At 36.5% G+C, this 12,554-nt stretch carries 16 protein-coding genes, 1 other RNA gene and 1 pseudogene; 16 read left to right on the forward strand and 2 right to left on the reverse strand.

Annotation, left to right across the window (positions count from 1 at the left end):
- From H5J24_RS08925 to H5J24_RS08955, 7 genes are all read left to right on the forward strand, one after another.
- Positions 1 to 585 (forward strand): hypothetical protein, encoded by a 585-nt coding sequence (locus tag H5J24_RS08925; protein ID WP_232816226.1) that lies wholly within the window; start codon positions 1 to 3, stop codon positions 583 to 585.
- A 19-nt stretch (positions 586 to 604) separates the two neighbouring features.
- A complete protein-coding gene (locus H5J24_RS08930; RefSeq protein WP_232816227.1) occupies positions 605 to 988 on the forward strand; it encodes a hypothetical protein in 384 nt (127 codons plus the stop codon).
- A gap of 10 nt (positions 989 to 998) precedes the next feature.
- A complete protein-coding gene (locus tag H5J24_RS08935; protein ID WP_068943476.1) occupies positions 999 to 2,150 on the forward strand; it encodes a DUF2931 family protein in 1,152 nt (383 codons plus the stop codon).
- A 100-nt stretch (positions 2,151 to 2,250) separates the two neighbouring features.
- Positions 2,251 to 2,763 (forward strand): DUF421 domain-containing protein, encoded by a 513-nt coding sequence (locus H5J24_RS08940; RefSeq protein WP_068945116.1) that lies wholly within the window; start codon positions 2,251 to 2,253, stop codon positions 2,761 to 2,763.
- Positions 2,764 to 2,767: 4 nt separating this feature from the next.
- Entirely contained in the window at positions 2,768 to 3,259 is a 492-nt protein-coding gene (locus H5J24_RS08945) for a GNAT family N-acetyltransferase (RefSeq protein ID WP_068945115.1), read from the forward strand.
- A gap of 150 nt (positions 3,260 to 3,409) precedes the next feature.
- Complete coding sequence (locus H5J24_RS08950) at positions 3,410 to 3,592, forward strand: quinol oxidase subunit 4 (protein WP_082811333.1); 183 nt, start codon at positions 3,410 to 3,412, stop codon at positions 3,590 to 3,592.
- A gap of 84 nt (positions 3,593 to 3,676) precedes the next feature.
- Positions 3,677 to 3,898, forward strand: a complete 222-nt coding sequence (locus tag H5J24_RS08955; RefSeq protein ID WP_082811219.1) for a hypothetical protein — start codon at positions 3,677 to 3,679, stop codon at positions 3,896 to 3,898.
- 41 nt (positions 3,899 to 3,939) lie between these two features.
- Here the strand turns inward: H5J24_RS08955 and H5J24_RS08960 are convergent, their stop codons facing one another.
- Positions 3,940 to 4,254 carry a DUF4286 family protein gene (locus tag H5J24_RS08960; protein ID WP_068943475.1) on the reverse strand — a complete coding sequence of 105 codons (315 nt, stop codon included), beginning with the start codon at positions 4,252 to 4,254 and terminating at the stop codon, positions 3,940 to 3,942.
- Positions 4,255 to 4,401: 147 nt separating this feature from the next.
- Here H5J24_RS08960 and gyrA point away from each other — a divergent pair.
- The 8 genes and pseudogenes from gyrA to H5J24_RS09000 all read left to right on the forward strand — a co-directional run bounded on the left by gyrA (position 4,402) and on the right by H5J24_RS09000 (position 11,593).
- A pseudogene (gene gyrA, locus H5J24_RS08965) lies at positions 4,402 to 7,010 on the forward strand (DNA gyrase subunit A).
- Positions 7,011 to 7,037: 27 nt separating this feature from the next.
- Complete coding sequence (locus H5J24_RS08970) at positions 7,038 to 8,063, forward strand: tetratricopeptide repeat protein (RefSeq protein WP_068943473.1); 1,026 nt, start codon at positions 7,038 to 7,040, stop codon at positions 8,061 to 8,063.
- Positions 8,064 to 8,237: 174 nt separating this feature from the next.
- A complete protein-coding gene (locus tag H5J24_RS08975) occupies positions 8,238 to 9,074 on the forward strand; it encodes a 1,4-dihydroxy-2-naphthoyl-CoA synthase (RefSeq protein WP_068943472.1) in 837 nt (278 codons plus the stop codon).
- Between the two features lie 74 nt (positions 9,075 to 9,148).
- The gene (gene menA / locus H5J24_RS08980; protein WP_068943471.1) at positions 9,149 to 10,078 is read left to right on the forward strand and encodes a 1,4-dihydroxy-2-naphthoate octaprenyltransferase; all 930 of its coding nucleotides are present in this window, start codon (positions 9,149 to 9,151) and stop codon (positions 10,076 to 10,078) included.
- Between the two features lie 17 nt (positions 10,079 to 10,095).
- A complete protein-coding gene (locus H5J24_RS08985; protein ID WP_232816228.1) occupies positions 10,096 to 10,314 on the forward strand; it encodes an SRPBCC family protein in 219 nt (72 codons plus the stop codon).
- A complete protein-coding gene (locus H5J24_RS08990) occupies positions 10,277 to 10,543 on the forward strand; it encodes an SRPBCC family protein (protein WP_232816229.1) in 267 nt (88 codons plus the stop codon). Before H5J24_RS08985 ends, H5J24_RS08990 begins: the two co-directional genes overlap by 38 nt.
- Before the next feature lie 5 nt (positions 10,544 to 10,548).
- Entirely contained in the window at positions 10,549 to 10,836 is a 288-nt protein-coding gene (locus tag H5J24_RS08995; protein ID WP_068943469.1) for a hypothetical protein, read from the forward strand.
- A 70-nt stretch (positions 10,837 to 10,906) separates the two neighbouring features.
- Positions 10,907 to 11,593: a metal-dependent hydrolase gene (locus tag H5J24_RS09000; protein WP_068943468.1), complete on the forward strand. Its 687-nt coding sequence runs from the start codon at positions 10,907 to 10,909 to the stop codon at positions 11,591 to 11,593.
- 116 nt (positions 11,594 to 11,709) lie between these two features.
- On the opposite strand, the gene ffs is transcribed toward H5J24_RS09000, so the two are convergent.
- An RNA gene (ffs, locus tag H5J24_RS09005) (signal recognition particle sRNA small type) lies at positions 11,710 to 11,807 on the reverse strand.
- A gap of 131 nt (positions 11,808 to 11,938) precedes the next feature.
- Between ffs and H5J24_RS09010 the strand changes: the two genes are divergently transcribed.
- A complete protein-coding gene (locus tag H5J24_RS09010) occupies positions 11,939 to 12,541 on the forward strand; it encodes a DUF4199 domain-containing protein (protein ID WP_068945113.1) in 603 nt (200 codons plus the stop codon).
- Positions 12,542 to 12,554 lie beyond the last annotated feature (13 nt).

Raw genomic sequence — 12,554 nt, forward strand, 5'->3', positions numbered from 1 at the left:
ATGGTGGTGAAAGAAAATATTGGCTATAAAGTTGCGGGTGCTTTGATTACAAATCCTTTAACTGTTCCTTATAGTATTGCTGCTTTTCTGGGACAGGCTTCACTTCAGGATATCAAAACAAAAGTATCAGGATTGGGGATCAAAAAGATCTTCCATATTACCGCCCATAATGAATGGCGGAAAAATTTTGCGTTAACTCCCACAGAAGAAGGGTATACAATATCAATGCTGGGCGCCCATTCGGATATAGGAGGCGGCTATGCCCATCTGGATAAATATACTGCTGTTTTGGATTATTTTGATGTGAAAGTAGGGGACGATAAAATCCTTAAGGAAAAAGAAAAAATAAGACAGTTTTATATCAACCAGCGCATCTCTACAGAAAAAGAAATTGTATTTAGAAATACATATGATCATGTAAAAGAAACAACAGTAACGAGTGCAGGAGTGGGAACACGGGAGATCAAAGCAGAGCCGGATTTCCCGGATAAAGAAAAAAACTGTATCCACAAGTCCATATTTTCGAATATTCCAAACCAAAGAATCAGACCATTATATTCTGGAAGATTCCCGGTATATTTCTAATAAATACAGTTTAGTAGCAATGAATATGATGCTGCAAAAAGCAATTGATAACAAAGTTCCTTTTTATGATGATTATAATAAATCACCAGATGTAAAGAAAAAATTTGAATATGAAATTCCAGATACGGATAAATATAAAGTTTTGAAGCAATATATGGATCTGATGTTGGAAGAAAGTAAAAAAGAAGGGGTTGGAAATTATACAATACCTTCAGAAATATATCAGCATATCTCTAACCATTATATTCATCTTTCCGCTAACTTTGGAGGACTGGCTGCGTTAGGTGTAAAAACAGGAGATCATCATATTCTGGAAAGTGTAGGTTTTGTTAACCAACCAGTAGCACCTGGAGTCGATAAAGATGGTAATATTTATTATGAAAGAGAAAAATGGTATCCCTAGATAAGAGCGTATGATAACAAAAAATAAAATTAAAAGTATAACATTATTGTTACCAAACTTATTATTAATATTAAGCTGTGGACCTAAAGATAAATTTGAATGGAATGCGGGAATTTCTGCTCCAAAAAATTATATATCAGGAGGCCCGTTTGTGGAATATTTTTATCAAGGAAAGGGGGTAGCGGGTACATCTGCCAATGTAGGAATAAATCCTGGTTGGGGAATGACAAGTGGTGGCTATACAGGAGGTGAAATATTTAAACCTGTTCCTGATAGTATTTCTGTTAGCTGGCGCTGTGGCCTTGATTTGATTGAATATAAAGTTGGGGCAAAACTTCCAAGGGAAAAAATGTTGGAACTATTTAAAAAAGGAAAAGAGATTAAAGGAGAAAAAGAGAATTATAGTCAAATCGTTACAGGTATGGCTCCTGGAGGTAATATAACAGTCTGGCTCTCTGGTTCATTTGGAAATGAAGAAATTACTAAAATAAGAGCAAAACGTGTAGGAGAGACTAATAAAGATGATCCTAACTCAATAACTCTTTGGACATCAACAGGAAGTGAAGCAAAAGATATTTTAAAATATACCTATCTTCATGGTATTCCCTATTCAGTTTGGGAAAAAGGAGAAAAAACATACAAATATGATATAGGCTTTAGCAGTGAAGAAGATTATAAATATTCAATCACTTATTACTCAAAAGATGGAAGTGTCTATTTTTTAGATTCTACACCTTATTTTTTAAAATGGTCAAATCGTTTTATTAGTTATCCAAAAAATCCTGATCCAGGACATCTGCTAAAACTCCCTGTACAGATGGATTTGATCTGGCATTCTTATGATAAAGAATCACGTTGGTTTGAAGGGAGTGTAGCTTTACCACAAAACCTTCAGGCAACATTTGAAAAAGGCCATTATGATCGAATGATTGTGACAATCCCTAAAGATACAGGAGGTGATTTTGTTGAAGGGGTTATCTATTTTGTAAACAAACAGAAGCAGGATCAGGTAATGCGTTTTCGTTTAGGAAGATTTGATGATGAACAGAAAAAGCTGCTGTCACCTAAATACACTCTTCCCAAAGGATTTATCGTTCCGAAATGGGAAGGCAGAATTCCTCTTCAAAAGCCAACAGATTTAGAATATTGGCAGGAAGAATAAGGTAGTATTTTCAAAATATGACTTTTGCTGGTAGCAGCATAAGGAAATACTTTCCCCACCAATACCAAAAAATCAATACATTTGAATAGATAAAAAAATGATGGATCCTATTCTCAATGTTGCGGTTCGTTCCCTTTGCGTCTACCTTTTTATGGTAATCGCGATCCGTTTGTTTGGTAAAAACCAGTTATCTCAGCTTAATGCAGGAGATGTTGTTCTGTTGTTGCTGATCTCGAATGCCGTTCAGAATGCAATGGTAGGACCGGATACTTCGCTGCAGGGCGGTATTGTGGCCGCTTTGGTTTTATTTGCCGCTAACTTCATTCTGAAAAGGCTCATGTTTTCCAATCGCTCCTTTGAAGCCTTTATGCAGGACGAACCTGTTATTTTGATAAGAGATGGAATTGCAGATCAAACAGCATTAAATCGGGTAAAAATTACTGAAAATGAACTGGAAGAAGCAATAAGAGAACATGGCATCGAAAACATTAAAGATGTCAAATTATCCGTATTAGAGGTAGATGGGAATATCAGTGTGGTCTCTCAGGATGAGAAAAGCAAGCAAACCCATTACGCAAGAATCAAAAGAAAATACAAAAGAAAATATCATTAATCCTATGAATTACGAATTACGAGAAATGCTTCCCAGTGACGAAGCGAGAGTGTTGGAAATTTTCAGACAGGGCATAGAAAGCGGTATTGCTACTTTGGAAACAGAAGTTCCTACGGCAGAAGCCTGGAGCATGGAATATTTCAATGACTGCCGTTGGGTGTTAGAAAATGAAAATAATGAAGTAGTAGGGTGGTGTGCTTTAAAACCGGTAAGCAAAAGAGAAGCTTTTAAAGGAGTAGCAGAAGTAGGCATCTATTTCGATAATGAATACCAGGGAAGAGGATTGGGTTCAATATTGCTTAAAAAGATCATTTTGGATAGCGAGGACCACGGATTCTGGACATTGCAGACCAATCTCTTTTCCGAAAATGAAATGGCCATCAAATCTCATCAGAAAAATGGTTTCAGAGTAGTAGGGGTTCGTAAAAAATTAGGAAAGCTAAATGGGGAATGGAAAGATCTTGTCCTGATGGAGAAGCGAAGTGAGGTCATTTAGTAATGAGTAATGAGTAATGAGTAATGAGTAATGAGTAATGAGGTTAGAAAAGTAGTTCATTGAATAAAATTAACTCTAAACCTTGAACTTTAAATGCTTTGGCCTGAACCTTGTAATAAGTCTTTCATTAAGTTAGAAAAAGTAGAAATAATGAAAACTATAATTAAAATCACAGGAGTTCTGATGGTAATGGCCATGTTTACATCCTGTGTGGCCTATGATAATGGAGGGTATCAGGCTAAAAAGATTCCACCTGGGCAAGCTAAAAAAATATACGGTGGAAGTGCAAAAGATTATGCTCCAGGACAGGTAAAAAAGAGAGGAGGGTATTAAAAAGAGGGTAATATTAGAAATTAGATAACCTTTTTTGGCACTAACCTTGATATATTTCGCTTCTAAGTTTGAAAAAGTGAAATAATGAAAAGTATGTTGAAAATTGCAGCAGGAGGTGTGATAGCAATTGTGTTGTCATCTTGTGTTGTTCATGAGAGAAGAGGAATGCCGCCTGGTCATGCAAAAAGAGGGTATGGCGGAAGTGCAAGATATTACGCACCAGGGCACGCTAAAAGAGTATATATCTATGAAGATCGTGGTCACCACCACAGAGGTCGTGGACATGGTCATGGACATCATAGGTAAAAATAAAAAGCACTGAATTTTTCAGTGCTTTTGCTTTTCTATTATAGTCTGGATTTTTTCGGATTCAGAAGGGTATCGAAGATCAGTACCTCTTGCCCGAATTGAGTTTCAATTCGTTCTGCTATATTTTTCAATTCACTTTCAAGAAAATCATTTCTCAGTTCATCATTATCAAAAATCAGAAGAAGATTATAGTTTTTTCCTTCATCAATATAATCGCTGTGAACTTCAGATAAGATGTACTGGTTGACATCCATCAGATTTTCAGTCATTAAAATCAGGGTTTCATCAATATAATTTTCCCATTCTTCCAGATTATTTTTCGTGCAGTGGAAAGTTATACTTAATACGCTCATATTTTAAGAATTTTTAAGATTTTGTGGATAAATTCTAGCGCAAAAATCGGCATTTTTTTCGTAAATTAGCCCGTTAATAAAAATTGGAAATAAATAATTTTCAGACTTCCAGCTAAGGGTCTGACTATCATTATAATAAATTTGTTTATGCAAAAAGAAGGAGAAAGACTAATTCCTATCAACATTGTTGATGAAATGAAGTCGTCTTATATCGATTATTCGATGTCCGTTATCGTTTCAAGAGCGCTTCCGGATGTAAGAGATGGCTTGAAACCCGTTCATAGAAGAGTACTTTACGGTATGTATGGACTAGGGGTTTTTTCGAATAGAAAATATTTAAAATCTGCGAGAATTGTTGGGGATGTTTTGGGTAAATATCACCCGCACGGAGACTCCTCTGTATATGACGCGATGGTAAGAATGGCTCAGGAATGGAGCTTACGTTACCCTCAGGTAGACGGGCAGGGTAACTTCGGTTCTATGGATGGTGACCCGCCGGCAGCAATGCGTTATACCGAGGCAAGACTGAAAAAATCTCTGATGAGGTTCTTTCTGATCTTGACAAAGAAACCGTTGATTTCCAAAATAACTTCGATGACAGCTTGCAGGAGCCAACCGTAATGCCTACTAAGGTTCCTAACCTTTTAGTAAACGGTGCTTCAGGGATTGCAGTAGGGATGGCTACAAACATGGCGCCACACAACCTGTCTGAAGCTATAAATGCTATCTGTGCTTATATTGATAATAGAGAAATTACGATCGATGAGCTGATGCAGCATATTATTGCTCCGGATTTCCCTACAGGAGGTATTATTTATGGATACGACGGAGTAAGAGATGCTTTCCATACTGGAAGAGGTAGAGTCGTTCTGAGAGCGAAAGTTAACTTCGAAGAAATCGGAAACAGAAATGCTATTATCGTAACAGAAGTTCCTTATCAGGTAAACAAGGCGGAAATGATCGCCAGAACTGCGGAGCTTGTTAAAGATGAGAAAATTCCGGGTATCCACGAAATCAGAGATGAATCAGATAGAAACGGACTTCGTGTTGTTTATGAATTGAAAAACGATGCGATTCCAAATGTAGTTCTGAACCTTTTATATAAATATACAGCCCTTCAGACTTCTTTCAGCGTTAATAATATTGCGTTGGTACACGGAAGACCAGAGCAGTTGAATCTTAAAGATATCATTCATCACTTTGTTGAGCACAGACATGAAGTAATTATAAGAAGAACTCAGTTTGAGCTTAAGAAAGCGAAAGAAAGAGCGCATATTCTTGAAGGTTTCATGAAGGTTATTGGAACTCAGGATTCTTTAGATAGAGCAATTTCAATCATCCGTCATAGTGCTAACCCTCAGGCGGCGAAAGAAGGCTTAATTGAAGCATTTGAACTTTCAGAAATCCAGGCTCAGGCAATTCTTGATCTTAGATTAGCTCGTCTTACAGGAATGGAGCTTGATAAGATCCGTGATGAATATGATGCTATTATGAAGGAGATTGCTAATTTGGAAGATATTTTAGCTAATGAGCCAAGAAGATTCCAGATTATCAAAGATGAATTAATCGAAATCAAAGAAAAATACGGTGACGAAAGAAGAACTGAAATTGATTATTCAGGAGGAGAAATGTCTATTGAAGATATTATTCCAAATGAATCTGTAGTTCTTACAATCTCTCACGCAGGATATATTAAGAGAACTTCACTTTCTGAATACAAAATTCAAAGTAGAGGTGGTGTAGGTAACAAAGCCGCTACAACAAGGGATTCTGACTTCCTTGAATATATTGTATCTGCAACCAATCACCAATACATGTTGTTCTTTACAGAAAAAGGAAGATGTTACTGGTTAAGAGTATTTGAAATTCCTGAAGGCTCAAAAACCGCAAAAGGAAGAGCAGTACAAAACCTTATCAACATTGAACCAGATGATAAGATCAAAGCATATATCAGAACCAATAACCTTAAGGATTCCGAGTATGTAAACCAGATGAGTGTAGTAATGGTAACTAAAAACGGTACCATCAAGAAAACATCATTGGAAGCCTATTCAAGACCAAGGGTAAATGGGGTAAATGCTATTGAAATTAGAGATAATGACCAACTATTAGGAGCTTACCTTACAAATGGTACTTCTCAGATCATGATCGCTACTAAAAATGGTAAATGTATCCGTTTCCCTGAAGAAAAAGTAAGAGAAGTAGGTAGAGGTTCTATTGGGGTTCGTGGTATTGCTATGGAAGACAATGATGAAGCTATTGGTATGATTGTTGTGAATGACGTAGAGAACGAAACGGTTCTTGTAGTATCTGAGAAAGGATATGGTAAGAGAACTGCAGTAGAAGATTATAGAATTACAAACAGAGGAGGAAAAGGAGTTATCACTCTAAACATTACCGAGAAAACAGGAAATCTGATTGCTATTCAAAATGTAACTGACGAAGATGGATTGATGATTATCAATAAATCCGGTGTTGCCATCAGAATGGGAATGGATGAAATGAGAGTGATGGGTAGAAATACACAAGGGGTAAAACTAATCAATCTTAAGAAGAATGACGAAATTGCAGCCATTGCAAAAGTAGAAATGGATAAAGATGTAGAAGAAGATTCTGAAGAGATAGAGGGCCTTGAAGGAGCTGAAGAAACTGAAGGCGAAGTTCAGGAAGGAATGGAATCCCTGTTTGGTGACCTTGAGAACGATGATACAACATCTCAGGCTGAGGAAAATGAGAATTCTGATTCTGAAGAATAAATGTACAATTAATATAAAATAGTTATTATGAAGAAACTAATTTTAGGTATGGCTATCGTAGCATCTGCTTTTGTTTTTGGACAGAAAGGAGATGTAAATGCTCAGCTTCAGGCTGCCAACAAAGCAGCGATGGATGCATATAACGCAAAAAACTATGCAGCTGCAGCACCTAAGTTTGTAGAAGTTTACGACTTATTGAAAGCTAATGGTCAGGATAACAAGATATACATGTATTATGCAGGGCTTAGTCACGCATTAGCCAACAATAGTGATCCGGCTATTAAAATATATACAGATCTTGTGAATTCCGGATTTACAGGAGTAGAAACTACTTATACTGCTAAAGAAAAAAAGAGCGGACAGGTAGTGAATTTAGATAAAGCTACTTGGGAACTTATGAAAAAGAATTCTGAATATTCAGATTTCAAAACAGAGCAGTCTGCAGGAGTAGAAGTAGATTTATATGAAACGTTATCTTTATTGCTTCTTAATGCTAAGAAACCAAACGAAGCACTGGTAATCATTGAAAAAGGATTAGCTAAATTTCCAAACAATGCTAAGCTGAAAGAAAACCAGACTAGTGCTTATCTTGCTTCAGGAAATATGGATAAATTCGTTGCTGGTTTGAAAGAGCAGTTAGCAAAAAATCCTAATGATGCAACCAACTGGTATAACCTTGGAGTAATGCAGGCAAAAACTCCCACTACAGTTAATGATGCTTTAGAATCATTCAAAAAAGCCATTGAGCTTAAACCTGATTTTGCCAATGCTTATCAGAACCTTGTATACACTACCATTGGAGATGACTCTAAAATTGTAGCTGATATCAATGCTATGAGAAAAGATAAGCCGGATGAAGCTACTAAATTAATTGATGCAAGAAGAGAAAGATTTGCAAAAGCTCTACCATTTGCAGAAAGCTGGTATAAAGTAGATCCTAAGAATATTGATGCAGTGAGTACATTAAAAGAAATTTATGTAGTTACTAAAAATATGGATAAAGTTAAAGAAATGAAAGCTAAAGAAGCTGAGCTAAGCGCAGCAGCAAAGTAATCATTTTATAACTCAATGATAAAGAGCCGAAACACCCGTGTTTCGGCTCTTATTTTTTTATTAATGTACCATTATTATTGATTACTCATCGCTCATCGTTGATCATCGTTTTGACTAAATTTCATCCCTGAAAATTCTCTGTAATTCCGTATCTTTGAGAAAAATTTTACCAAAATGATCGAGTGGAAAACCGCTAAGGAATACGAAGATATTACCTATAAAAAATGCAATGGTGTAGCAAGAATCGCTTTCAACAGACCGGAAGTGCGTAATGCTTTCAGACCAAAGACTACTTCAGAATTATATGATGCTTTTTATGATGCCTCTGAAGACCCTTCAATAGGCGTTGTTTTACTTTCAGGAGAAGGGCCAAGCTCTAAAGACGGAGGCTGGGCTTTCTGCAGTGGTGGAGACCAAAAAGCAAGAGGTGAGCAAGGATATGTAGGAGAAGATGGAAGACACCGTTTAAATATTCTGGAAGTTCAGCGTCTGATCCGTTTCATGCCGAAAGTAGTTATTGCAGTAGTTCCGGGATGGGCTGTAGGTGGCGGACATTCACTTCACGTAGTATGTGACTTAACTTTAGCAAGTGAGGAGCATGCTATTTTCAAGCAGACTGATGCTGATGTGACCAGTTTTGACGGGGGGTATGGATCTGCTTACCTGGCAAAAATGGTAGGACAGAAAAAAGCCCGTGAAATCTTCTTTTTAGGAAGAAACTATTCTGCTCAGGAAGCTTTCGAAATGGGAATGGTAAACAAAGTAGTTCCACATGCAGAATTAGAAGATACCGCTTACGAATGGGCTCAGGAAATCTTAGGAAAATCCCCAATGTCTATCAGAATGCTGAAGTTTGCAATGAATCTTACTGATGACGGAATGGTTGGCCAGCAGGTATTTGCAGGGGAAGCAACCCGTTTAGCCTATATGACCGAAGAAGCTAAAGAAGGAAGAAATGCATTCCTTGAAAAAAGAAAACCAAACTTCGGGGAGGATCAATGGATATCATAACATTAGTGATGAGTAATAAGTAATGAGCAATATTTTTCATTACCTATTACCCATTGCTCATTACTTATAAATTTATGACTGATTGGATAAAAGCCGCAAGGCTCAGAACTTTACCGCTGTCATTAAGCGGAATTATTATGGGAGCTTTCATTGCAAAATGGAGACTTTACAGAGAGGGCGGAACATGGGACTGGAAGATTTTTGCATTGGCGCTTTTGGTAACCCTTTTGTATCAGATCTTATCAAACTATGCCAATGATTATGGTGATGGGGTAAAAGGAACAGATGCAAAAAGAATCAATGAAGCGGAGGCAAGAGCAGTCGCATCAGGGAAAATTACAGCCAAGCAGATGAAAAATGCGGTTATTCTTTTCTCAGCATTATCTTTCGTTGCTACAATTGCGTTGTTATATGTTGCTTTCATTCCGGATTATATGAACGAATTCTACATTTTTATAGGGTTGGGAGTAGCAAGTATTTTAGCTGCAATCGGGTATACAGTAGGGAAGAAGCCTTATGGTTATATGGGATTGGGAGATATCTTTGTGTTTATCTTCTTCGGATTGGTTTCTGTATGTGGAAGTTATTTCCTGTTTACAAAAACATTCAGCTGGGATATGCTGTTGCCGGGAACTGCAGTAGGAATGATGAGTATGGCTGTTTTGAACCTGAACAATATGAGAGATATTGAAAGTGATAAACTATCAGGAAAAAACAGTTTTGCATTAAGAATCGGATTCAAAAATGCAATGATCTACGAAATGATCCTGTTAAATCTTCCATTGATATTGATCTTGGCTTTTCTGGGGATTAATGGATTCTTTGAGCAACAAAACTATTATGCTTTTATTGTGATGATCTTAATGTTTCCTTTGACAAAACTGAGAAGAAGCATTATGTCGGTAAAAGAACCAAAAGAATTAGACCAGTATTTAAAGCAGGTAGGGATCATGACGTTTGTAATGGCTATTCTTACGGCAGCCGGACTTAATTTATTTAACTAAATCTAAAATATAATATCATGAGTTCTACTGTCTATGTTGAAGCGCAAATGCTTATCAGGAAACCGATTGAAGATGTTTTTGAAGCATTCATCAATCCTGAAGTAACCACTAATTTCTGGTTTACAAAATCTACCGGAAAATTAGAAGAAGGGGAAAAAAGTAACCTGGGAATGGGAGATGTACGGCGTGAAAAATGTAGTGAACGTTCATCAGATTATTCCGAACCAGCTGATTAAAACAGTATGGGGAGAACCTTCAGTAAATGTAGACTATGAGTTTAAAACTATGGAGAACGGAACTCTTGTGATCATTAAGAGCTATGGATTCACTCAAACAGGTGAAGAGATGCTAAGACAGGTTAATGACAATACAGGCGGTTTTACGACGGTTTTAGACGGTTGTAAGGCATATCTGGAACATGGGATCAATCTGAGACTTATTGAAGATAAATTCCCACAAAAATAGATATCATGAAGACTGCTTTAAAGTTAACTTCTTGTCTGTCTATTGTTTTAGCTTTATTGCTTGTTTATTATTTGATCGAAGAGCTAAGCAATGGGATGTCAATTTTTGAAATTGACTTTATTCCTGCTTTAATTACTCTGATTATTATTTCCAATGCTGTTTTAGGCTTTTATATATTAATTGGGAAATTACAAGTAATGAAACCGTTACTGGTTCTTCAGATTTTAATAATAATACCAACATGCCTGTTGCTTTATGAGTTTGTTTTAAAACCACCAATGGGATGTTCTTAAATTAAAAAGATGGTTCTTTCACTGAGAGTGATGAATCATCTTTTTTAAAAATTTAAAAATTAAATTTAAAATGAAAATACAATTCTTAGGGCAAAATTGTTTTCTGTTCACGTACAAGGACAAAACAATTTTAAGTGACCCTTTTTACAATTACAAAAAAGCGGAATCAGGTTTTGATATTACCGCTCAGAAAATTGATTACATCCTGTTGACCCATGCCCATGGAGATCATATTGCTGATGTAGCGGAAGTATTGCAGCATTATCCGGAAGCAACCGTAATTGGAGTGCCGGAAGTATGCGGATACTTTACACAGGCTAAAAATAAAGATGATGTGAACTTAGGAGGATCGGCAAAAATCGACGATCTTAAAATTTCCATGGTTCCGGCTCACCACACAAGTTCTTTCCCGGATGGAAGCTATGGAGGCGTTCCTGTAGGATATATTTTCAGACTTCCTGAAGGTAAGAATGTGTATTTGGCTGGAGATACAGGAGTAATGGCAGATATGGAGCTATTTCCGAGGTTATATGGGAATATTGACCTTTCTATCCTTCCTATCGGGAGTCACTACACGATGTGTCCTAGAAAAGCGTCTTTTGCAGCAGCAGAATTATTGAAGACCCCGAAGGTAATCGGATGCCACTTTGATACGTTCCCTGCTATAGAGATCAATCATGAAAGTGCATTAAAACATTTTGCAGATAAAAATGTGGAACTTGTTTTACCAAAATTAGGGGAGACGTTCGAGTTTTAATCGATAATTAGAAAGAGGTAATCTGAAAATTAGAAAAATGAATATGATGCGTAAGGTATTAAAAACAAAAAAAGATAATTATCAAATTACCTCTCTCTTCACTTTAAACCAAAAAAAAATGGCAAGCTACCTAAATCACACCGCTACGACCGATTACCTTTGCTGCGTTCCCACCCTGGAGGATTCTCAGGAGCTGGTTGTTTAGGACTTGCCGTTGCAAAGGTAGGAAATATTTGTAAACTTCAAAACTTTATCAAAGAAAATTTGTTGAAAAAATGCAGTAGTAGAGCTAAACGGCTGACATTTAGGGGAATAATTTTTCAACTTTTTTTTAAAAAATTTAACATGACGAAAAGTCCATCAACACTAGGAATTATACTTTTTATAGCTACAATGATCGTTTTTTTTGTAGTATATACTTTTTTCTCAGGAATCAATTATTTTGATATTTCACTGAAAGCCAATGCTTTCGTGTTGCCTATTCTTTATGCTGGAGCAGCATTCTTATCCGTAAAAAGCTATTGGAACAGCCATAGGGTGGTAACTTTTAAAGAAGCCTTCAAAAGAGCATTCATTCCAATGTTCATTGGAGGAATTCTTTCGATTTTCAGTATTTATGCTTTTTTAAACTTTGCAGATACCGATGCAAAAAAACTTTTGAACTACCAATATGTTCAAAGACAGAAGTCGGAATTGGATACTGAATATACTTCCGCGAGAAAAATTTTAAAGCATCAGAAAGATATTGACGAGCTTGATCAGAAGTATAAAGAGAGAGTGCAGAGCTTTGCTCCAGACGCTGTAAAAGGAAAAGATATGCTTACTGCAAGTCATTTTTCAGGATATTTTGCAGCAATTCTTATATTTTACGTAGTTTTGTCGGTGTTTTTCGGAGCATTTTTCAGAACAAGAAGTATCTATCAGCCCGAAGAAACAAATCAAGACTAATTTTTATTAAAAA

Source organism: Chryseobacterium capnotolerans, assembly GCF_021278965.1.
Classification (GTDB): Bacteria; Bacteroidota; Bacteroidia; order Flavobacteriales; family Weeksellaceae; genus Chryseobacterium; species Chryseobacterium capnotolerans.